We start from the raw sequence: 21137 nt of genomic DNA, 5'->3' as shown, positions 1-21137 counted from the left end.
GCGTGCGTGTGCCATGCTGGGGAGTATGAGTCTTCAGCTTGAACCCTTGCCGCGTGGGGTCATCCTTGCCGCCACGCCGCTGGGAAATCCCGGTGACGCTTCAGCCCGCTTGATGCAAGCTTTGGGTCACGCAGATGTCATTGCCGCGGAAGATACCCGTCGCGTTCGCAATCTGGCCCAGGCATTAGGGGTGGAGATCCGCGGCAGGGTGGTGTCCAATTTCGACCACAACGAAGAGGAGCGTTCGCGCGCTCTCGTCGCCGCCGCCCGGACCGGGACAGTGCTCGTGGTGTCCGACGCCGGTATGCCCCTAGTGTCTGATCCTGGGCACTCCATCGTCACCGCAGCAGTGGAAGCAGACGTGCCCGTGACCTGCTTCCCAGGACCCTCGGCGGTGCCGACGGCTCTTGCGCTGTCTGGTTTGGGAGTGGGGCATTTTCTCTTCGATGCCTTCCCGCCGCGCAAGCCCGGGCCGCGCAAGGCGTGGCTGGAGTCCTTGGTGGGGGAGCAGCGCGCGATTGCGTTCTTCGAGTCCCCGCACCGTTTGGCGCAGACGCTTGGCGACGCCTCTACGATCCTCGGCGCCGACCGTCGCGCCGCTGTGTGCCGGGAGCTGACGAAGACCTACGAGGAGATTAAGCGAGGCTGCCTAGGCGAGCTCGCGGAGTGGGCTGAAGAGAATGCGCGGGGCGAAATCACCGTAGTAATCGAGGGCGGTGAGGCTGCACCCGTGTCGATGGAGACCCTCGTTGAGCAGGTCCGGGCAGAAGTAGAGCGGGGTGTGCGTGCCAAGGATGCGTGCAAGAAGGCGGCGGCGGGAACGGCATGGTCCAACCGTGAGCTCTATGACGCTTACCTTGCTGCTCGTGGTTAGCAGGGGTAAAAATTTAATTCATACGATAAAGTATTTGCTTGAGGGAAAAACGCGATCTTTGCTATCGTTTTGCCGTGCCACCATTGAAAGATAAGAAGAAAACTCGCTGGATTCGCTTGGTTTTTGGAGTCGTCTGCATTCTATCGGTGTTGGCGTCATTATTAATGCTGCGGCTTCAACCTCCGCGCGCGGCTCAGTCTGTGCAGATCAAAACATCAGATTGGGATCCGTATGTCACGACTAGTGATGAAAACGGTGGCGTTGTTGGCGACATTGTTCTGTCAGTTTTGGCGAGTAGTGGTTACAACGGTCAGGTTTCCTTTGACACATGGGATAGTGGCCTCCAGAAAGTACAAGAAGGAACTGTATTCGGCGTTTTCCCAATGGTGAAATCTGCTTCGCGCCTGGAAAATTACGAATACTCTGATCCCCTTGTTGACTATCGGTATGTCCTATTCAAGCGGAAGGATTACAACGTTACCCAGGCGATGCAACGTGGTGATTTTAACGGTGTACGTATTGGAAAAATTGACGGCTATGACTATTGGGCAGAGCTTGATAACTCAGGTGCAGAATTTAGCAACTACTCCTCGCCGGCTGAGGGTTTTAAAGCTCTTCAGAATAAAGAAGTGGATCTTCTCGCGGAATCCGATCTCGTAGGCAACGCTATTCTTAGGAGTGCGGCCTTCGAAGGTGATTCAGGGATGTTCGACATTCTTGAAGGTAATGCGGCAGCTCTTTCTTCTGAAGACAGTGTTCATTTCTTGATTCGGAAAAACAAGCAATCGAGAGCTGTAATCGATAGGTTCAATAAATCCCTGGCTGAGTATAAAAAGACCGATCGATATAGAGAGCAAATCTCCATGCTGAAAGGTGTACCAGAAAGAGTGAGGCTTATCGGTGATGGATTGATTGACATACGTGACGAATCAGGCAAATTGCTTGGCAGTTTGCCAGCTGGAGTATCAGCTCAAGTGCTTGTTTGGCCGGATGACCTCAAAGAGGAGCAGGAAGTAAAAATCAAGATGCTCACCGGACCTTTGGCTGGGCGAACTGGTTTTGTGAATCTTGAAAGTGTGGAAGTCAATGACGTACAAGGCTAGTTTCCGATTAGTTTCGCCGCTGCGCGTTGATTGCTTAACCCAACCCGGAGTTGAATATCGTGATGGAGATTCTGCCCGACGCTTTTGGGAGTCAGTCGCCCGTGAATCTGGGACTATTTATGCGCGCAAGGTTCCGCAAGCAGGATCGCTACAATATGAATCAGCGCAGAGCATTGATATTCAGAATGATATCGCCGTGGTGAAGGACAAGGTTCAAGTCGAAAAGTCGTTTTATCGAAGTCAGGAACCGACAGTAGAAATCAGTTCTGTTGAGTGGAGCCTCTGTGATTTCGGTATCCTGCTTTCTGAAATCGAACTGGCTGTGGGGATTGAAGGGAAAACGGCCTCGTCAATTGAACAACTTGTGCAGAAGGTCGCTACGCGAATTAACCAAGAGCTCATCGCCCGCATTTATGACGAATTGCGCGACGTGATTAAACAACATGATGGCTACGAGGAATTCGTGTTGTTCCAGGGCGATACGCCCATGGAAGATGCCTGGGCGTCGCGAGCACTGATTTTTGACCCATCAGAGTCCGAATATGCAGAACTTCAAAGTGACTTTGCCTTGGAATGGCTGGGAAACACTAAAGGTAAGAGCGGGATTGTTGAATCGCTGAAACAGCGGAAGACTAGCCACACTGCGGACTGGATGAATTACATTTATCTGAGGGAAACTGCTGACAACAGGGTTGAGATGCAGGAGATGTGGAAGGCGCTTGTGCGTGCACAGTTCTTCTATGCTGCTACGGGTAGAAGCGATTCGAATCTCATGAATATCCTGTCTTGGGCCATGTCCCAATCTTCCGATATTTCAACTAGCAAGCTTCGAGCGCAACTGCGGCAGGAGATGGATTTTGCTGAAGCCTTGTTTCTCAAGAAAACGGAAGTGGGTAAATACGTTAATCCAATGTCGAGATTGGAGACGACGCGCATTCTTGAGGTTTGGGATTATTACGAAGTATTGGAGAATCCTGTACAAACCAAGCTGCGTATTTGCCAGACGAGACTTGACGATATTGATGGAGAACGAGCTCGGTCTGCGAGCTTTTTCACGGACTTAATCCTTATGGTGATTGGTGTAACTTCAATCTTGGGGACAATGTTGGCAGTGGTCAGTTTGGGCCGGAGTACTTCTGCCGATCCTGATCAAACTATCTATGATCTAGGTGCGGGTGACCTGACTACGTGGATTGCTACTCAACCCGTCGACGTCATTCTTCTTATATCAACCATAGTTTCGGTTCTCATGGTTATCGCATTCGTAGTTGCTCGTAAGAAAAGCGAGTCTTGATGGGGACGAGAACGCGATACGGAGTAATTGTACTGGCTTTGGAAGTCCAGTTCTGGTTTCCAGTTTGGTTGCTTTTCCTCTTAGAACGTGGAATTACCACCGAGGAGGCCTCTATAGCCGATGGGGTTTTCCGCTTGATTGCGACGGCCCTTGAGGTTCCTGTCGGATGGTTTTCAGATCGCATTGGCCGGAAGAAGTCCCTTTATCTAGCTCTTTTTGGTACGTTTATTACATTCCTTCTTATCGCCTATGTGAATGACTTACCTAGCTTGTTTATTGCATGGAGCGTGTGGGGCCTTGTGTGGGCTCTTGTTTCGGGCTTGCTTACGGCCTATGGCTGGGAGATAGGCAGCCAAATAGAAGGTGGTGGTCCTACCACCGCAGCCGAGTTCATTCGTATACGCAGAGTGTGCGCAGCGATCGCGATGATTGTTTCGTTGGTATCGGCAGGAGCGCTGTTCGAACTGTCTCCAGCGTTTCCATTTGTTATTACAGCTGTAGTAGCTGCAGCTGTAATTCCTGTCGCGTGGGGCTTGCCTGATATCGATCAGCATGTGCGTCAAATTGGGCCGAAACGTATTTCAACAGAAAATTTGCCTTCAGGAGAGATTCTCTGGGCAATTGTGGCCGGTAGCATAGTGCTGATCAGCGGATGGAGTATCCAAATGGTCTTTCAACCGCTTGGGTTGGAAGCATCATTGACTCCTAAGGAGATCTCCTTCCTCTTTGCCGGTTTTGGCGTGGCGCAGTTGGCAGGCGCATGGCTTGTGGGAAAGCTCCCCTTTTCGAGACGAATTGTGCTAGTTACGTCTGTAGCGGGAATTGCGTTTATGTGCTTAGGCGTGTGGTTTGGGTTCAAACTCGATGTTGATGTTTGGGCTCCTTTTGTATTGCTTGTTTCGCTAGGTATTTTTTATTCGGTCGGCACTGCTTACTGCGACATTTGGGTTTCAGAGCTGTCATCTACGAGCAACCGCGCTACCATGCTGTCCTTCGTTTCATTAGTAGGCGGAGTGGTAATGATCTTCACTCGGCCGCTGTTGGGTTTCATTTCGGAGGGAATAAGCGCTGCTACTGCGTGTGGAGTTTGGGGTGCGGTATGTCTTGTATTGACGGTCGGGCTATGGCTTCTGCTTGTAAAGAAGACCTCAGAGCCAGTTCGTAAGTGCTAAACCTCTCAAAGTAGAGTGGTGTCCATGAAGAATCCAGTTGTCGTTAATGTTGCTTGGCCCTATGCCAACGGACCCCGCCACATCGGACACGTGGCGGGCTTCGGTGTTCCTTCCGACGTGTTCGCCCGTTTCCAGCGAATGCGTGGCAACGACGTCCTCATGGTTTCTGGTACCGATGAACACGGCACCCCGCTGCTGGTTCAGGCGGACAAGGAAGGCGTGACGGTGCGTGAGTTGGCGGATCGCTACAACCGCCAGATCGTCACCGACCTGGCTGGGCTCGGCCTGTCTTATGACCTCTTTACCCGCACCACGACGCGCAACCACTACGCGGTGGTGCAGGAGCTGTTCAAGGGACTCTACGAGAACGGCTACATGATTAAGGAGACCACCCAGGGTGCGATCTCGCCGTCCACTGGCCGCACTTTGCCGGACCGCTACATTGAGGGCACCTGCCCGTTGTGTGGCGCCGATGGCGCGCGCGGTGACCAGTGCGATAACTGCGGTAACCAGCTCGATCCGGTGGACCTGATTAACCCAGTATCCAAGATCAACGGAGAGACTCCGGAGTTTATTGACACCGAACACTTCCTGTTGGATCTGCCTGCGGTCAAGGAGGTCCTCGAAGAGTGGTTGAAGACTCGTGAGGATTGGCGCCCCAACGTTCTCAAGTTCTCCCTCAACCTGCTGGAGGACATGCGCCCGCGCACCATGACCCGAGACATCGACTGGGGAATTCCCATTCCAGTCGAGGGCTGGGAGGACAATGGTGCGAAGAAGCTCTATGTGTGGTTCGACGCGGTCATTGGTTACCTGTCTTCTTCCATCGAGTGGGCACACCGCACCGGCAACCCGGACGCGTGGAAGGATTACTGGCAGAACCCGCAGGCGCGCCACTACTACTTCCAGGGCAAGGACAACATCACCTTCCACTCCCAGATCTGGCCGGCTGAGCTCTTGGGCTATGCGGGTAAGGGCTCCAAGGGCGGTGAGCTGCACACCTATGGTGAGCTCAACCTGCCGACGGAAATCGTGTCTTCGGAGTACCTGACCATGTCCGGGTCCAAGTTCTCCTCTTCCAAGGGCGTCGTTATCTACGTCAAGGACTTCCTTGAGGAGTTCGGTCCTGACGCGCTGCGCTACTTCATTGCCGTTGCCGGTCCGGAAAACAACGACACCGACTTCACCTGGGATGAGTTCGTGCGCCGCATTAACAACGAGCTCGCCAACGGCTGGGGCAACCTGGTTAACCGCACCGTGTCGATGGCTCACAAGAACTTCGGTGAGGTGCCGGCACCGGCCGCGCTGGAGCAGGCAGATGAGGATATCCTGTCGCTGGCGGAGGAAACCTTTGCCACCGCCGCGGGCTTCCTCGAGCAGTCCAAGTTCAAGCAAGCCATGACCGCCATCATGCACGTCGTGGGTGAGGCCAATGCCTACATCGCTGCTATGGAGCCGTGGAAGCTGGCCAAGGATGAGACCCAACGTGAGCGCCTAGCCACGGTGCTGTGGACCGCGCTGCAGGTGGTTTCCGATTGCAACGTGATGCTGACCCCGTTCCTGCCCTTTACCGCCCAAAAGGTGCACGAGACCCTGGGCCGCGAGGGAGTGTGGGCCGCGCAGCCGCGCATCGAGGAAGTGGCGGATGACATGCCGGTTGAACTTGTTGGCGTAAACCTTCCGCCGGAGAATCACCCGTACCCGATCATCACGGGTGACTACTCCGCGCAGCAGGCCGTGTGGAAGCGATTCGACATAACCCCGGGTACCGCGCTGCAGAAGCCGAAGCCGCTGGTGGCTAAGCTTGACCCAGAGCTCGGTGAGACCGGCCCTGAGTGGGCCCCGGTTCAGAAGTAGAAGGGGTGGGTTTGGCGTTTCGGCGCACACTTGCGCCTGTCCTACTCTTCACAGTTGTTTGCCTGACCGCGCTGAACCTGCGTTCGGGTATTGCTTCGGTGGCACCGGTGCTGGGGCAGATCCAAGACTTTTTTGGAATCAGCTCTGGGCAGGCAGGTTTGTTGACCGCACTGCCGGGGCTGTGTTTTGCCGCCATGGGGTTGGCGGCGGTTCCCATCGCGCGCCGCGTGGGCCTAAGCCGAACCCTGGCCGGCGGCACGGTGGCCTTGGTCGTGGGGCTTGGCCTGCGTCCATGGGTAGGTAGCTTTCCGCTTTTCGTAGCGCTTACCCTGTGCGTTGTTGCCGGCATCGCGCTTGCAAATGTGCTGCTTCCTGCATGGATCAAGCAGCATGGGTCGGGCCGCACGTTGGTGGCGCTGATGACCACCTACACCACGATGTTGGGCGTTTCCAGCGCCCTGGGCCCATTGTCCGCGGTGACACAAAAATCGTGGCAAGGTGCGTTGTGGATTTGGTGCCTGCCCGCCATCGCCCAGCTGGTGGCGTGGATAGTGGTCCTACCTAAGGCCGGTAAGGACGTCGCCCACGGCACGGTTGATGGCGCGGACGTGCAACGCCCCATGTTCACCTCACCCACTGCGGTGGCCATGCTCTTTTTCTTCGGATTGCAGTCCACCATGGCCTATGTACAGATGGGGTGGCTGCCGCGCATGCTGGTAGAAAAAGGCGTGAGTGAGAACACCGCCAGTGTGGCGCTGGCTGTCATCGGAGTCTTTAATATTCTCGGCGGCGTAGTCATGCCGTGGCTCATCTCGCGTCTTAACCGCCTAACTCCCGTTCCCGTGGTGCTTTCTTTGTGCACGTGTGCCGGGTGGGGTGGAGTGCTCGTGGCTGCCGACGCCGCCCCGCTGGCCTGGGCCTCGTTGATGGGGATCGGCGGTATGTGCTTCCCATTGGCGCTTGCTCTGCTCACTGCCCGCACGCGCACCGCGCTCACTACGGCGCGGCTCTCCGGCTTCGTTCAGCCGGGCGGCTACGTCTTGGCGGGCCTCGTACCGCTGTCCGTGGGAGTGGTGCGCGGGGCCACCGGGGATTGGACCGCTGTGCTCATTGGTCTCATGGTGCTCTGTTTCTGCATGCTGGTCGCGGGTCTGCGTGCGACCACTCGGGTCTACATTGACGACGAGCTCGCTGCCTAGCTGGTTCTCGACGGTATACTGCCTGTAGAGCAGAGGAGGTTGAGATCGTTGACTACCACTAACAAGCTCCCCCAGTACACCCAGGTGAAATCCTTATGGAGGGCTTTCTCAAGGACATGGGGATTACCCAACACAAACTCGCTGTTTCGATAGGGGTCCCGCCTCGACGTATTAACGAAATCGTCCACGGAAAGCGGGCTATTACCGCCGATACGGCTCTTCGTTTGGCTAAATATTTTGGAATGTCCCCACAGTTCTGGCTGGGGCTGCAGACTCACTACGACTTGGATGTTGCGGAAGACAAAATTCTTGCTGAGTTGGACGATATTGTGCCGCTTCAGGCAGCGTCGGCTTAACTTGTGCGCTGGGAGTGACTGAGCAGCACAGTGTGAGTCTCTTGGGTTGAAACTGCCGTTGTTGCCAAAGTTTCCCGCTTCGCCTCAGGATCTGGCTTGATCTTTGGCAACAATGGCAGTGCCGTCACTGAGGTGGGGCGTAGGGCAGTGCCGTCACTGGGGTGGGGCGGCAATCAAGCCGCTTTAGGAGCGGTCGAAGTCGCGCTGCAGGTGCACCAGCCCTAGCCGCACGCCGTCCTTGGTGTGGATATTGGGCATGCGGCCGGTCTCCACGAAGCCGAACTTCTTGTGCAGGGCGATGGAGGACTCGTTGGTGTCCACGATGTAGGTGATTATCGTCTCCACGTAGTCATTTTCCTTTGCGTGATCCATGAGCGTGTCCATGAGCTCGCTGCCCACGCCCTTGCCGCGCGCTGATTCCGCGATGTAAATGGAGTCCTCCGCCGTGCCGTAGTAGATGGCTGGGGTGACGAATTGGAAGTAGGCGGCCCAACCAACAATTTCGTCGTCGTCCACGGCGACATAGACCGGATAGTTGTCCTTTTCCATCTGCGCCAGCCACTTCTCGCGGTCCTCTACGGACTCCTGCCATGTGACGAGGTTGGCGGCCGGTTTCGCGGCGGAGGCGGAGTTGTAGATGGTGGCGATTGCGGAGGCGTCGGCAAGCTCTGCGGGACGGACGTGCATGATGTTCCTTAAACCATGAGTTGCAAGTGGGTGAGGTCTATCCAGCGCCCAGCTTTGCGGCTGACTTCTTTTAACGTTCCTACAGTGGCAAAGCCGAACTTTTCATGCAACTTGATGGATGCGGCGTTGTCCGCCACGATGAGTGCCAGCAGCGTATGGACCTGTTCGGCTGCGCGGGCATGCTGAACGACTGCATCAAGCAAGCGCGTGCCTACCCCGCGGCCGTGGGCGGTGGGATCAACGTAGATCGTCGTCTCGTAGCAGCCCAGCCACACTTTCGGATCGCGGTAGGGGCGGTAGAGTGCCCAGCCTAGATACGTGCCGTCATCGTCGAATGCAATGAAACAGGGGCAATTGTCGCGACCTAATTGGTGCAGGTAATCGGTGCGTTCCTCCACGGTGGCGGGTTCGCTGCGAAAGATGAAGTGGGTCTCCCGGATGGCCCAATTCAGCGTGGCGGTCATCGCGGGGACGTCGGCGTCCGTCGCTTCACGGATAATCATGCGCGCAAGACTACACTCGCAGCCATGTCTAAGAAGAAGCCACGCCCCACGCCCGTTCCCGCCGAAGGTTTGAGCCAGCTTATCGACGCCCACACGCACCTCGCCTCCTGCCGCGACGCTGATGTCGAGCTCGTTGAGCGTGCTCGTGCTGCTGGTGTTGAGCGCATCGTTACCGTGGGTGATGGCTTGGCTGAGGCGGAGAAGGCTTTGGCGGCGGCGCAGGAATTCGACAACGTGTATGCCGCGTGCGCCATTCACCCCACTAAGGCGGCTGAACTTGATGAGGCTGCTCGTTTGCGCTTGAGCGAGATGGCTGCGGATCCGCGTTGCGTGGCCATCGGGGAGACAGGCCTGGATACCTACTGGATTCACCACGAGCCGGAAACCACCGCGCCCCTTGAAGTGCAGGAAGAGGCTCTTCGTTGGCACGCGGAATTGGCGGCCAAGGTGGGAAAGACGCTGATGATCCACAACCGTGAGGCCGATGAGGATCTCATGCGTGTGTTGGGGGACTGCCCAGAGCCGCCGACGGTGATGCTGCACTGCTTTTCCTCGCCGCTCGCCGTGGCCAAAGAAGCCCTTGAGCGCGGCTATGTTCTGTCTTTCGCCGGCAACGTTACTTTCAAGCGTAATGAGGAGATGCGCCAGGCCGCTGCCATTGCCCCAGCTGGGCAACTGCTGATTGAAACGGATGCGCCGTACATGACGCCGGAGCCTTTCCGGGGTGCGCGCAACGAGCCCTCCTTGATTGGGCACACGTACCGTTGCGTGGCGCAGGCGCGTGGTCAAGAAGTGGAAGACCTCGCGGCGGAGGTGGCCACGACCTTCGCGCGGGTCTTTGGCGTGTGAGGATTTTCACTTTATCTAAAGGTGCTGCTCAGTGGTGGCGCACGTGTTTGTTGTGACGAGTGTGCTGATAGTGGCCGCGGCGCGTGAATGCATTTCGTAAGTTACGTTCTGTTACCGTATTGTTATTCAAAGTTAGTCCGGCATTGATGTCGCCGGCGGGCGCGCGTGGGGCGCGCCGTGACAGGTGTTCAGAATGCGGGTTCCTGCATTGTGAACACGAAGCATCGTGAAGACGAGTAAAGGTTTATGTCCCCGAAGAAGCAGATCAAGCGAATCAACAATTCCCGCTCTTTGCCGCTGCGCATGGCTACCGGTGGTGTCCTTGGCACCCTAGCCGTGGGCGGCGTCGTTGCCGTCAGCACGCAGAAGGACATCACGCTTGACGTGAACGGCGAGACCACTCAGCTGGCCACTTTCGCCGGTGATGTCAACGCTGCCCTAGAGGCTGCCGGAGTCAACGTTGGGGGAGAAGACGTTGTCTACCCGGCCCTGTCAGAGCAGGTCGCTGACGGTGACTCGATCACCGTTCGCACTGCCAAGCCTGTCGCGGTTACCATCGATGGCGTCGAAAAGCAGCTGTCGTCTACCGATCTCACGGTGTCTGACCTGCTGGGCGGCCTCGATGGAATCGCCCCGGGTGCTGCCATCACTTCCGGTTCCAAGACCGTGGAGGAGGATGAAACGGTGACTGAGGGAATGAACCTTGAAGTGGTGTCCCCGAAGATCGTCAAGCTTACTGACGGCGGTTCCGTTTCCTATGCCAGCGTTGCGGCCAAGACTGTGGGGGACGTGCTCGAGGCCCGTGGAATTACGGTGGGCAAGGATGACCGCGTATCCCCAGCTCTGGATACGCCGGTGAAGGCCGGTACTGCCATTACCGTGGACCGCGTTGAGATCTCCGAAGAGGAAAAGACGGAGGACTTTGACGCGCCGGCTAATTATGTCGATGACCCAGAACTCGAGGAAGGCACTGAGGAAGTCCGCGAGGAGGGAACCCCCGGTTCGCGCGCCGTGACCCGCAAGATTGTCAAGGTCAACGGCAAGGAAGAATCCAACGAGATTATCAAGGAAGACGTGCGCAGGGAGGCCGTTGCCGCCGTGATTGCGCGCGGAACCAAGCCGAAGTCCACCGCGCCGGCCGTTGCGGATGGCTCCGTGTGGGATTCCATCGCACAGTGTGAGGCAACCGGAAACTGGGCAATCAACACAGGCAATGGTTTCTCCGGTGGCCTGCAGTTCACCCCGTCGACCTGGGCTGCTTTTGGTGGCACCGAGTATGCCCCAGAGGCATGGCAGGCTTCTCGCGAGCAGCAGATCGCTGTGGCAGAGAAGGTTCAAGCCGCGCAGGGCTGGGGTGCATGGCCTGCGTGTACCGCCAAGCTCGGCCTGCGCTAAAGCTTACGAGCCACGCGTATTAGTCTGAGTGGTATGACTCAACCCCATCTGCTGGGCCCAGTGGAGATCCGCGAACTCGCCGCTGAGCTTGACGTGACGCCGACGAAGAAGCTGGGCCAGAACTTTCTGCATGACCCGAACACCATCCGCCGCATCGTCGCTGCTGCCGATTTGTCCCCAGAGGACCGCGTGGTGGAGGTGGGCCCCGGGCTGGGTTCGCTGACTTTGGGGCTGTTGGGGGAAGTTGCGCACGTAACGGCCGTGGAAATTGACCCGCGTCTGGCTGGCAAACTGCCGGATACCGTGGCCGCGCGGGCAGCCGACTTTGCGGATCGCCTTTCCGTGGTGGAGAAGGATGCGCTCACCGTTGAGGCGGGCGAGTTGGGGGAGCCCACCGCTTTGGTGGCCAACCTGCCCTATAACGTCGCGGTACCGGTGTTGCTCCACCTGCTGGAGGTCTACCCATCGATTCGCCGCGTTTTGGTCATGGTGCAGCTGGAGGTGGCTGAGCGCCTCGCCGCCGCTCCGGGCAGCAAGGTCTACGGCATTCCTAGCGTGAAGGCATCTTTTTATGGCCTGGTTAGGCAAGCCGGGACAATCGGCAAGAACGTGTTTTGGCCGGCGCCGAAGATTGAGTCGGGCCTGGTGCGTATCGACTGCACTCGCCCCTATGACGAGGCGCTGCGCCCGCGGCTTTTTGCGCTGATCGACGCCTCCTTTGCCCAACGCCGTAAGACCCTCCGCGCCGCCTTGGCGGGCTTTTATGGCTCCGCCGCGGCAGCCGAGGAAGCGCTGCGCGCGGCGAATATCGATCCGCGCCTGCGCGGCGAGAAGCTAGGCGTGGAGGATTTCGTTAGGTTGGCGGAAGCCTCATGAGCAAGACGGTAAACGAGTCTCCGCAGCTCTGGCAGGCGCGTGCCCACGCTAAGGTTAACCTGCACCTGGGTGTGGGCGAGGCCCGCGCGGATGGTTTCCACGAGCTGGCCACCGTGTTCCAATCCCTCGATGTACACGACCGCGTGAGCTACCGCTGGGGCGAGGGCTGCGCCGTGGAGGTCACGGGTAACCACGCGACAGGCGTGCCGGCATCGGCCGAGAACCTGGCATGGCGCGCGGTGGAGCTGGTGGCGCAAAACCTCATGCTGCCGGCAGCTGGCACGCTGACGATGGAGAAGAACATCCCCGCTGCCGGCGGGATGGCCGGCGGGTCTGCCGATGCCGCCGCGGCCCTGCTTTTGGCCAATCACGCGCTGAGCGCTGAGTTTGGTCGGGAGCCTCTCAGCATGGAAAAGCTCTACGAACTCGCCGCGGAACTCGGCTCCGATGTGCCTTTTACCCTCATGGGCGGCACGGCGTTGGGGCGCGGCCGCGGTGAGCTTCTGACCCCGATGCTGGCGCGTGGGCGCTATATCTGGGCGATCATCACCAATGCTGAGGGCTTGTCGACGCCGTCGGTATTCCGCAAGCTGGATGAGCTGCGGGATGCCGGACGCGGAAGCGCCCCGCACCTCGATACTGAAGCCGTGGGCCAAGCCCTCGTAGGCGGTAACCCCCGCGAGCTCGCCGCAGTGATGCACAATGACCTCCAGCCAGCAGCACTCTCGCTGCGCCCGGACTTGCGCAAGATTCTGGATACTGGTGAGGCCGCCGGTGCCCTCAAGGGAATTGTCTCCGGTTCCGGTCCTACCTGCGCCTTCCTCTGCGAAGACGAGGAGACCGCGCAGGAGGTGGTGGCCCAGGTGTGCGCCGATAACCGCGGAACCCGCGGATTGGTGACCTATGGGCCGGCTACCGGCGCAACGCTGGTCTAACACCAGCAGGGTGAATGGTGGAGGCCCTTAGAGGACGGCCATCTCTACGGGCTTGACATCGAGCTTGTAGCGCTGTGGTTCTTGGTCGCCGAGGAGGTCAAGAACGACCAGTTCCTGCTTGTTTGCGTCGGTGACGTAGGCATAGCCGTTGGCTGCCTTCAGGATTGGCCCTGGCTGCTGCCACTCCTCGTTTTCCTTCCACGGGGAGATGGCGTCAATCTTTTTCGTTATCTCGCCGGAATCCGGATCGATGATGTTGAGCTTGCCGTCGGTCGTGAGCACCAGTGCCTCGCCCAAGGGCCCGCGGGCCAAGGAACGGAACCAATAGGACTCGCCGAGCTCGACCTTCGTGGCAGAGTAGTCCTCCGTATTGATGAGGGTCACTGAGGTGGGGCGCTCGAAGTCGGCATCCTTGTCGGTCTTGTTATCCGCCAGAATGACGTTGGACTCCTCTGAGCCTGCAGAGTTGCCGGAGCGCTGGTAGCCGTCTTTGCCTGCATAGGCGGAAGCGTCGATCTTGTGGAATTCAGTTCCGTCGAAGACAACGGGCCCGTCCTCGCATCCGAAGAAGAGGGAGCCATTGCCAGCGGCAGCTTCGCCGTGAACACCAGGACACTCGGTGGTTTCCGCAAGGACCTTGCCAGACTTATCCACATGCTGGATGGTGTGGCGCTCATCTTCGGTGCCCTTTGTGGCGACCACGGAGCCGTCTTTCAGCGGAACCGCGACGCCGTGGTGCGCGGCACCTGTCTCGACGGTGTTGACCGGCTGGGCGTCTTCCTTGCCGAAGTCCTCGGTCTTGTAGATCTTTGCTACACCATCTCCGTCGGAGAAGAGCGCGGTAAAACCATCGTGGTGAACCACGTGGCCGGCGTGAGGTGCGTCAATGGAAGCGTCGTCAAGCTGCGGCTGAGCCGCGTAGTAGTGCTTGTGATCTCCGTGTGGCTTGGTGATGCGCCCGGTGTCGTAGGTGAGGAAGCTATCGCCTTTGGTCACCATGATGTGGCGGTTATCGCCGGCATCGCTAAGCCGGAGAAATGCTTTCAGTTCTTCGTTGTCGATGACCTCACCGGTCTCTCCATCGAGCGTGGTGAGGCCGTCCTTGTGGGAGATGAGGACACGGGGAGGAAGCTCTGCCACCTCGGTTTCGCCAGCAGAGGCTTCGAAGCCGTCATGGCTGTGCTCTCCGTCATGGCCTTCGCCGTGTTCGGCATGCGCGTGGGAGGCTGCAGCGCTGGAGGGCGATGAAGCTTCGTTGCTTTCGGGGGAGGAACAGGAGGTCAGCGTGATGATGCTTGCGGAAAGTGCGGCGCACAGGATGAGACGTTCTCTTTTCATGGTGTTGCAGAGTATTGGAAGTGAAAATCAATAGCAATAAAGGTAATGGTGCGGGGGTAACCGTGCTGAAGCACTAAGATGAACTCTCGATATGGCGAACCTCATTAACCTCGAAAACGTAACCAAGTCCTTCGGGCTCAAGACCCTGCTGAACGGGGTCTCCCTCGGTGTTCAAACCGGTGACCGCATCGGCATCGTCGGCGTCAACGGCGGCGGCAAGACCACGCTGCTGGAGGTCCTCACCGGCATTGAGCCACCGGACGCGGGCCGCGTATCCCACAACTCGGACTTGCGCATGGCGGTGGTAACCCAGCGGTTCGAGCTGGAGGAGTCCCTCACCATCGCCCAGGTCATCATCGAGCCGCTCGGGCTGGAAACCTTCGAGTGGGCTTCTAACGCCAAAGTGCGCGATGTCCTCGGTGGCCTCGGCATCGTTGACCTGGGGCTGGACACTCCCGTTGGTTCACTTTCCGGTGGTGAGCGCCGTCGCGTCAACCTTGCTGCTGCGCTCGTCCAAGACCTCGACATCGTGGTGCTCGATGAGCCGACAAACCACCTTGACGTCGAGGGTGTGCAGTGGCTGGCCAGCCACCTGCTTTCGCGCAAACTGGCGGTGGTCGTTGTCACGCACGACCGTTGGTTCCTCGACACCGTCGCCACCACGACCTGGGAGGTGCACGATGGCGTAGTCGATGCCTACGAGGGCGGCTATAACGACTGGACTTTTGCCCGCGCTGAGCGCGCCCGCCAGGCTGATGCCATCGAGCAGCGCCGCCAGAATCTGGCGCGTAAAGAGCTGGCGTGGCTGCGCCGCGGGGCGCCTGCCCGTACCTCAAAGCCGCGCTACCGCATTGAGGCGGCTGAGGCACTCATCGCGGATGTTCCAGCGCCGCGCGACAAGGTTGAGCTCATGGCCTTCTCTAAGCAGCGCCAGGGGCGGGTCGTCATCGAGCTTGAGGATGCAAAGGTTACGACACCAGATGGCCGCACGCTGGTGGATCGCCTCACCTGGCGGTTGGCGCCGGGCGAGCGCATCGGACTCGTCGGCGTCAACGGCTCAGGCAAGACCACGCTGCTGCGCGCCCTTGCTGGCGAAGTCGAGCTTGCCGCTGGCAAGCGCATTGAGGGCAAGACCGTGCGTCTGGGCTGGCTGCGCCAGGAGCTCGATGACCTGGATCCACAGCGCCGGCTTCTCGACGCTGTCGAAGACGTCGCCACCTACGTCCACCTGGGCAAGAAAGAGCTTTCTGCCTCTCAGCTGGCCGAGCGCCTGGGCTTTTCCGCCAAGCGCCAGCGCACACCCGTCGGTGATCTATCGGGCGGTGAGCGCCGCCGTTTGCAGCTGACCCGTGTGCTCATGGCGGAGCCAAACGTGCTGCTTCTCGACGAGCCCACGAACGACCTCGACATCGATACCCTCCAAGAGCTTGAATCCTTGCTGGACTCGTGGCCGGGAACCTTGGTGGTCATATCTCACGACCGCTACCTCATTGAGCGCATCGCGGACAACACCTATGCGCTGTTTGGGGACGGCAAGCTCACCAACCTGCCGGGCGGAATCGAGGAGTACTTGCGTCGCCGCCAGGAGATGGAAGCCGCCACCGCCGGTGGTGTGCTCGACTTGGGCGAGGCCTCGAAGAACGCCGATGGTCAGCGTACGGAAACCGCCCCGGTAAAACGGCTGAGTTCCCAAGAGGAGCGCGAGCTGACCAAGAAGATGAACGCGCTGGAGCGCAAGATGGGCAAGCTCGACGACAAGACGGCGAAGCTGAATGAAAAGATGGCGCAGGCCGCGGAGAAGATGTCTTCCGGAGAGGGAGACAGCGGCGAGCTGGCCAAGCTCGACGCCGACCTCAAAGCGGTAGCCGCCGAGCGCGAGGAGCTAGAGATGGAATGGCTGGAGCTGGGGGAGAAGCTGGAAGGCTAGTGTTCGACGGCTAGTGCTCGCCAGCGAAGGCCAGTCTCACCCGAAGAGTGCTGCGATGGCGAGCATGGCCGGCAGGGAGAGAAAAGTGGTGAGGAAGACCGTATCGCGCGCCACCGTCTCTCCCGACTGGTAGGTCGCGGCGTAGTTATAAACGTTCTGCGCGGTCGGAAGCGCAGACAAGATGAGCGCCGCGTATAGCTCGTTGCCGCTCAGGCCCAAGGCTAGGCCCGTCGCCAGTGCGATGGCTGGCATGGCTACGAGCTTGAGCACGGTCGCGGTAATGGTTGGTAGTCGGTCGCTAGCCAGCAACCCGTCTCCGGTGAGGGAAGCGCCGAAACTCATCAGGATCATCGGGATGGAGGCCCCGCCGAGGATCTCGAGGGGCGCCATGATGACTTCTGGCACGTGCCAGCCCGCTGCAGAAACGATGAAGCCGGCGACGGCAGCGATGACAACCGGTGCCGTAAGCCCAGAGAATACAGAGCTGCTTATTGAACGCAGGCTCGTTCCTTGGGCGTTAAGGCCGGCGATGATGAAGGGGGAGAGCACTGCCATCTGGAGTACGAGTGCTGGCACCACAAAGGTGGCATCACCTATGACATAGGTGGCGATGGGCAGCCCGATGTTGACGGAGTTGTAGTAGCTGGCCGCGGCCGCTCCGGCCATCGTCTCAGCCCCGCTGCGGCGGAAGAATACCAGGCTGAGAAAGCCATACAGCGCCATCGTGGCGACCGAAGCAATCGCGATGACAGCGACAACCGGAGACATAAAAGTAGAGGTATCCGAGGTGGCCACGCTGGAGAAGATGAGCGCCGGAGTCGCAGCCCAGAACGCAGTGCGGTTGAACTGCAGGCGCGCCTCACCGTGGCCGATAACGCCCCGGTGACCCAGAAAGAACCCCACACCGATAACCACAAAAATGATGGCAAATCCGGTTAAGACATCCAGCACCAGTGATCAACCTCTCGAAGAATCCTAAAAGCAAGTCTCCGGTCATTCTTCCACGCCGGTCCTTTCCACCGGCAGCTGATAACAAAGTGATATCGAAAATGCCGTATGACCGGGAAGTCTTTTTCAAGGCGGGCGGACTTATGGCACGGTGGTAGTTATGAATTCTTTGCGTCGTGTTTCCCGCCTGTCCGCTACCTCCGCCGTGGCAGTATCCCTCACCGCCGTTCTTTCGGTCTCCGCGGCCCAGGCCGCCCCGGCTAACCCATCGTCCGCACAGCCCCAGGAACTGAACCAGCTGTCTTCCCAGGCTATGGAGCAGGTTAACTCCTTTGAAGTTGAGCTTCCTGCGCAGGCTTATGACCTGGCTAAGCAGTACAACGTCCAGCTGCCGGACTTCATCAAGAAGCCGACCCCGGCGGTGGCCGATGAGCTCGTTGGCGCAACCCATGCCCACCTGATTAAGCAGGGCCACCACGAAGATGCCAACGCCAAGAACATCGCCCAGGAGTGGGCAAACCAGGCTGCGGCCGGCAAGGTTACCTTCCAGGACAATGCAGGCGATGGCCTGACTCATTTGGAAGAGGGCAGCGGTAACATTTACAAGCTCACGGAGCAGGAAGCTAAGGATCGCGTGAACTGGCTCAACCGCGATGTTCCTGTGACCAAGACTGACGGCACCGGCTTCGGCGTTGCGCAGGCCTTCGACGGCACCCACGTCTACGTTGCGGAGTACTTCTTCAACAAGTAGACCTTCACGCGGCCAATGATAAGCCGCTATTACAGAAGGCCCTGCCTGTAGCGGCAGGGCCTTCTGCACGTTTTCGCGGAGAAGGTTACAGTGGGGCCCATGATTTTGATCAACGTACAGTTCCACGTCAAGCCCGAGTACGCCGATACCTTCCTGGAAGAGATCGACTGGTACACCAAGGCCTGCCAGGCAGAGCCCGGCTGCATCGACTTCAAGTGGTTCCGTGATCCGGAAGACAAGCAGCGCTTCCTGCTCCTCGAGTCTTATAAGGACGGCACTGATGTCGACCACGTCAGCACCGAGCACTTCAAGCGCTCGTGCGAGGAGCTGCCGAAGTACCTGGTAGAGACCCCGGACATCATCAATACTTCCATTCCTGGTAAGACAGCATGGGATAAGATGGCTGAATTCTCGGTCTAAACCCCACGCGTTTACAAAAGCCGCCCGGCAGAAGCCGGGCGGCTTTTAGCGATCATCAGGGGCTTTTAGCTAGCGGGAGCACACCGTAGTGAGGTCCTTTTCCTCGTTGGCGTATTGCTCCACGGCGTCGTATAGCGCATCCGCGTAAAGATGTGCGCCTTCGGGGAGCGGGTGGACGCCGTCGTCGTAAAGCATGGCAGGGTTCTCCTGAGCCATGCCGCACCAGTCTGCGATGTAGACGTTGTCGTGAGCAGTCGCGGCGTCAATAATCTCGGCGCGTGCCTGTCCCATCCAATCGCGCTCGCCGTAGGGCAAGACGAGCACCAGCGTGCGCTCGGGGCCGACGATGTCGATGAGCTCGTCCATCTGGCCCTCAAACGTAGCCCCGTTGGTTCCCAAACCCACAAACACGGTGGAGCGCAACTGCCCGGAATCCTTCTGCGCCTTGATGACAGGAAGGGCTGCCGAATAGTGGCGGGAAATAGTGGCGTCGATGCTAATGCCCGGGAAACGCTCATTGAGAGCCTCGGAGGCAGCGAGCATGACGGAATCACCGATAGCACTAATCTCGTTTCCAGTGGGAAGCGCACGCTTTTCCTTCGGCTTCGTGGTCTCGGAAGGCTTTGCGGGGGCAGACGATGACTGTGCCGGGGCAGAATTCTCCGCCTGTTCGTTGGACAGCGCCATGCGTTCGAGCTCGCGCTCCAGTTCGCTCTTATCCTCCGAAGTCACCAGCGCGTAGCCCACGCCCAGTACGGAAAGAACAACGAGGACGGGAACGGCAGGCCACATGGCCTTGCCAAAACCATCTTTGACCTCTTGCGCGCTGGGGCGTGCAGCCCAGTAGGCGTGCCACGTAGGGCGGAATCCGGCGCGGCGGAAGGGATTTTCTACAAACTGGTAGGTCACCTCAGCCAGCACGCAGCTCAGCGGAAGCGAAAGGAGGCCTAGGAGCCAGGAGGGGGCGTCGGACAGCGCGTGGACAATCATTACCACCGGCCAGTGCCAGAGGTAGAGGGAGAACGAGCGCTGGCCCAGCCACCGCATCACACGGGTGCGGAAGATCCACGTGAGGGGACCAGATTCGCGCACCACTGCCCAAATCATTGCCGCGCCGAGGACACTGGTAAGGACGAGGCCGCCGCGGTAGGTGAAATCCCGATCCGCGCCCATCCACACCAATTGCGCGAGGTAGCCAACTAATGCGAAGGAACCAACGGTTCCGGCGAGAACGCCCTTGTTTGCGGCCGGCCAAGAATCCGCGTCCATGTCCTTGTCGGTGGAGGTCATGAGGAGGGACAGCATCGCGCCGATGAGGAGACCGAACGCGTGGGTATCGGTGCCGTAGTACACACGCGTGGGATCCTCGCCCGGGCTATAGAGCAGTGCCATGGCGACGGCCGAGGCACATGCGAGGATGAGCGATACGGCGATGGGCAGGCGCTTGGGCTTGCGGCGGGAAATGGCAAAGACGCCAAGCATCAACAGCGGCCAGATCAGGTAGAACTGTTCCTCGACAGCCAAGGACCAATAGTGGGCGAAAACTTGTACTTCATTAGGCGCAAAATAGGTTTGGCTCGTGGCGATTTGGGTCCAGTTGTTGACAAAGAAGAACGTGCCCAAGAATTGTTCGCGGATGCCAACGGCCAGGTCCCCACCAATGAGCGACACTATCGCTGTGCATATGGACAGGACTATGAGTGCGGCCGGGAGGATTCGCCGGAAGCGGCGGAGCCAAAAGCCTTTGAGGCTGATGCGTCCAGTGACGTTGAACTCGCGAACAAGCAGCGAGGTGATGAGGAACCCGGAAAGGACAAAGAACATGTCCACACCGAGGTAGCCGCCGGGGAGAATATCCCCGAAGAAGTGGTAGATCACCACGGCGAGGACCGCTAGACCGCGCAGACCATCCAGGCCCGGCACTTGGCGCAGGCGGGCGCGCGCACGGCGCTTTGAGCCAGCGGGGGCAGTGGGGGCAGTGGCGGCTGCGTTGCGGGCGGACGCAGAAGCAGCTGCTGGAGCTGCGGCGGCTGTGCCCGCCGCGACGGTTGCGGTTGCAGGGGCGGCTGCAGCGGCGGCAGTGGGGGAAGCCTGTGCTACTCGCCGCTTTTCTGATCGGCGTTTTTCCTGCTTGGCGCTTAACGCCCCGACGGATTGCGAGCGGCGGGCCAGAGCACGCGAAATCTCGTTCTCGGTGCCGGGTGAAGCCTTCTTCTCAGGTTGCTTGGATTCCCCGGTTCCTTTGCTCTTTTGGGGCGTTGTGGTTTCCCGGGGCTTTGCGGCCGCCTCGGTCTTTGTCTCCTCGTTGGCCTTTGCAGTCGCCGGGGCTTTCTTGGGTTTCGGGGCCGTCGCGGCCTTTTCGGCTCCTTCTTGCCGCTTGGGGTGTGCTGGAGCCGGGGAAGGAGACTGTGCTTTGTCGCCGTGTGCAGGTGGCTGCTTCGCAGCGGGCTGAGTTTGTGATGGCTTGGTTGTTGAAGCCTTGTCGGCGCTGGGCGTTGCAGGTGCCTGGCGTCGTTGGGCGGGAGCCTGCGGGTTCGGGTGCCGCGGAATGGCCCGACGTGGGCCGCGTCGACCGGCCGAAGCTACTTCGGCCTCTTCGCGGGCTTTAACTAGTTTGGCCTTTTTCACCGCCGAGGCTTTGGGAAGTGCATCC

At 59.1% G+C, this 21137-nt stretch carries 19 protein-coding genes; 14 read left to right on the top strand and 5 right to left on the bottom strand.

The genetic code is table 11. The features are described from left to right. Positions 1-25: 25 nt before the first annotated feature. From rsmI to QP999_RS05870, 7 genes are all read left to right on the top strand, one after another. Entirely contained in the window at positions 26-874 is an 849-nt protein-coding gene (rsmI, locus tag QP999_RS05900; RefSeq protein ID WP_070520767.1) for a 16S rRNA (cytidine(1402)-2'-O)-methyltransferase, read from the top strand. Positions 875-912: 38 nt separating this feature from the next. Continuing rightward, the gene (locus QP999_RS05895; RefSeq protein ID WP_158011581.1) at positions 913-1977 is read left to right on the top strand and encodes a substrate-binding periplasmic protein; all 1065 of its coding nucleotides are present in this window, start codon (positions 913-915) and stop codon (positions 1975-1977) included. Beyond that, on the top strand, positions 1961-3271 hold the full coding sequence (locus QP999_RS05890) for a hypothetical protein (RefSeq protein ID WP_158011582.1): 1311 nt from the start codon (positions 1961-1963) through the stop codon (positions 3269-3271). Before QP999_RS05895 ends, QP999_RS05890 begins: the two co-directional genes overlap by 17 nt. A gap of 38 nt (positions 3272-3309) precedes the next feature. Beyond that, the gene (locus tag QP999_RS05885; protein WP_158011583.1) at positions 3310-4443 is read left to right on the top strand and encodes an MFS transporter; all 1134 of its coding nucleotides are present in this window, start codon (positions 3310-3312) and stop codon (positions 4441-4443) included. A 24-nt stretch (positions 4444-4467) separates the two neighbouring features. Next, a complete protein-coding gene (gene metG / locus QP999_RS05880; protein ID WP_284847863.1) occupies positions 4468-6300 on the top strand; it encodes a methionine--tRNA ligase in 1833 nt (610 codons plus the stop codon). Between the two features lie 5 nt (positions 6301-6305). Beyond that, the gene (locus tag QP999_RS05875; protein ID WP_284847862.1) at positions 6306-7499 is read left to right on the top strand and encodes an MFS transporter; all 1194 of its coding nucleotides are present in this window, start codon (positions 6306-6308) and stop codon (positions 7497-7499) included. Positions 7500-7594: 95 nt separating this feature from the next. Next, positions 7595-7855 carry a HigA family addiction module antitoxin gene (locus tag QP999_RS05870; RefSeq protein ID WP_284847861.1) on the top strand — a complete coding sequence of 87 codons (261 nt, stop codon included), beginning with the start codon at positions 7595-7597 and terminating at the stop codon, positions 7853-7855. A 183-nt stretch (positions 7856-8038) separates the two neighbouring features. Here QP999_RS05870 and QP999_RS05865 read toward each other — a convergent pair whose 3' ends face one another. Continuing rightward, positions 8039-8542: a GNAT family N-acetyltransferase gene (locus tag QP999_RS05865; protein ID WP_070531697.1), complete on the bottom strand. Its 504-nt coding sequence runs from the start codon at positions 8540-8542 to the stop codon at positions 8039-8041. A gap of 8 nt (positions 8543-8550) precedes the next feature. Further along, positions 8551-9045 carry a GNAT family N-acetyltransferase gene (locus QP999_RS05860; protein ID WP_250223674.1) on the bottom strand — a complete coding sequence of 165 codons (495 nt, stop codon included), beginning with the start codon at positions 9043-9045 and terminating at the stop codon, positions 8551-8553. A 24-nt stretch (positions 9046-9069) separates the two neighbouring features. On the opposite strand from QP999_RS05860, the gene QP999_RS05855 reads away from it, so the two are divergent. From QP999_RS05855 to QP999_RS05840, 4 genes are all read left to right on the top strand, one after another. After that, a complete protein-coding gene (locus QP999_RS05855; RefSeq protein WP_284847860.1) occupies positions 9070-9894 on the top strand; it encodes a TatD family hydrolase in 825 nt (274 codons plus the stop codon). Between the two features lie 246 nt (positions 9895-10140). Beyond that, on the top strand, positions 10141-11289 hold the full coding sequence (locus QP999_RS05850; protein WP_070597502.1) for a resuscitation-promoting factor: 1149 nt from the start codon (positions 10141-10143) through the stop codon (positions 11287-11289). A gap of 33 nt (positions 11290-11322) precedes the next feature. Next, on the top strand, positions 11323-12165 hold the full coding sequence (gene rsmA, locus QP999_RS05845) for a 16S rRNA (adenine(1518)-N(6)/adenine(1519)-N(6))-dimethyltransferase RsmA (protein ID WP_284847859.1): 843 nt from the start codon (positions 11323-11325) through the stop codon (positions 12163-12165). Next, positions 12162-13100 (top strand): 4-(cytidine 5'-diphospho)-2-C-methyl-D-erythritol kinase, encoded by a 939-nt coding sequence (locus QP999_RS05840; RefSeq protein WP_284847858.1) that lies wholly within the window; start codon positions 12162-12164, stop codon positions 13098-13100. Before rsmA ends, QP999_RS05840 begins: the two co-directional genes overlap by 4 nt. 27 nt (positions 13101-13127) lie before the next feature. Here the strand turns inward: QP999_RS05840 and QP999_RS05835 are convergent, their stop codons facing one another. Next, complete coding sequence (locus QP999_RS05835; RefSeq protein WP_239248551.1) at positions 13128-14438, bottom strand: hypothetical protein; 1311 nt, start codon at positions 14436-14438, stop codon at positions 13128-13130. A gap of 91 nt (positions 14439-14529) precedes the next feature. On the opposite strand from QP999_RS05835, the gene QP999_RS05830 reads away from it, so the two are divergent. Then, positions 14530-16365: an ABC-F family ATP-binding cassette domain-containing protein gene (locus QP999_RS05830; protein ID WP_239248550.1), complete on the top strand. Its 1836-nt coding sequence runs from the start codon at positions 14530-14532 to the stop codon at positions 16363-16365. Positions 16366-16401: 36 nt separating this feature from the next. On the opposite strand, the gene QP999_RS05825 is transcribed toward QP999_RS05830, so the two are convergent. Then, positions 16402-17316, bottom strand: coding sequence for an AEC family transporter (locus tag QP999_RS05825; RefSeq protein WP_284847857.1), 915 nt, complete (start codon positions 17314-17316; stop codon positions 16402-16404). Positions 17317-17473: 157 nt separating this feature from the next. Between QP999_RS05825 and QP999_RS05820 the strand changes: the two genes are divergently transcribed. Then, positions 17474-18064: a hypothetical protein gene (locus QP999_RS05820; RefSeq protein ID WP_101736231.1), complete on the top strand. Its 591-nt coding sequence runs from the start codon at positions 17474-17476 to the stop codon at positions 18062-18064. Between the two features lie 99 nt (positions 18065-18163). Beyond that, on the top strand, positions 18164-18484 hold the full coding sequence (locus QP999_RS05815) for a putative quinol monooxygenase (protein ID WP_070563413.1): 321 nt from the start codon (positions 18164-18166) through the stop codon (positions 18482-18484). A gap of 69 nt (positions 18485-18553) precedes the next feature. Here QP999_RS05815 and QP999_RS05810 read toward each other — a convergent pair whose 3' ends face one another. Further along, positions 18554-21112, bottom strand: coding sequence for an acyltransferase family protein (locus QP999_RS05810; RefSeq protein WP_284847856.1), 2559 nt, complete (start codon positions 21110-21112; stop codon positions 18554-18556). Positions 21113-21137: the final 25 nt, after the last annotated feature.

Source organism: Corynebacterium sp. MSK004 (assembly GCF_030232515.1).
GTDB lineage: Bacteria > Actinomycetota > Actinomycetes > Mycobacteriales > Mycobacteriaceae > Corynebacterium > Corynebacterium hesseae.
This window is presented reverse-complemented; position numbering and strand designations above follow the sequence as displayed.

What these genes read in the sequence shown, in the direction of transcription:
- rsmA (WP_284847859.1), top strand. Translation starts at nt 11,323, where the DNA reads ATGACTCAACCCCATCTGCTGGGCCCAGTGGAGATCCGCGAACTCGCC.
- QP999_RS05890 (WP_158011582.1), top strand. Translation starts at nt 1,961, where the DNA reads ATGACGTACAAGGCTAGTTTCCGATTAGTTTCGCCGCTGCGCGTTGAT.
- rsmI (WP_070520767.1), top strand. Translation starts at nt 26, where the DNA reads ATGAGTCTTCAGCTTGAACCCTTGCCGCGTGGGGTCATCCTTGCCGCC.
- QP999_RS05865 (WP_070531697.1), bottom strand. Translation starts at nt 8,542, where the DNA reads ATGCACGTCCGTCCCGCAGAGCTTGCCGACGCCTCCGCAATCGCCACC.
- QP999_RS05835 (WP_239248551.1), bottom strand. Translation starts at nt 14,438, where the DNA reads ATGAAAAGAGAACGTCTCATCCTGTGCGCCGCACTTTCCGCAAGCATC.
- QP999_RS05850 (WP_070597502.1), top strand. Translation starts at nt 10,141, where the DNA reads ATGTCCCCGAAGAAGCAGATCAAGCGAATCAACAATTCCCGCTCTTTG.
- QP999_RS05855 (WP_284847860.1), top strand. Translation starts at nt 9,070, where the DNA reads ATGTCTAAGAAGAAGCCACGCCCCACGCCCGTTCCCGCCGAAGGTTTG.
- QP999_RS05830 (WP_239248550.1), top strand. Translation starts at nt 14,530, where the DNA reads ATGGCGAACCTCATTAACCTCGAAAACGTAACCAAGTCCTTCGGGCTC.
- QP999_RS05820 (WP_101736231.1), top strand. Translation starts at nt 17,474, where the DNA reads ATGAATTCTTTGCGTCGTGTTTCCCGCCTGTCCGCTACCTCCGCCGTG.
- QP999_RS05840 (WP_284847858.1), top strand. Translation starts at nt 12,162, where the DNA reads ATGAGCAAGACGGTAAACGAGTCTCCGCAGCTCTGGCAGGCGCGTGCC.
- QP999_RS05860 (WP_250223674.1), bottom strand. Translation starts at nt 9,045, where the DNA reads ATGATTATCCGTGAAGCGACGGACGCCGACGTCCCCGCGATGACCGCC.
- QP999_RS05870 (WP_284847861.1), top strand. Translation starts at nt 7,595, where the DNA reads ATGGAGGGCTTTCTCAAGGACATGGGGATTACCCAACACAAACTCGCT.
- metG (WP_284847863.1), top strand. Translation starts at nt 4,468, where the DNA reads ATGAAGAATCCAGTTGTCGTTAATGTTGCTTGGCCCTATGCCAACGGA.
- QP999_RS05815 (WP_070563413.1), top strand. Translation starts at nt 18,164, where the DNA reads ATGATTTTGATCAACGTACAGTTCCACGTCAAGCCCGAGTACGCCGAT.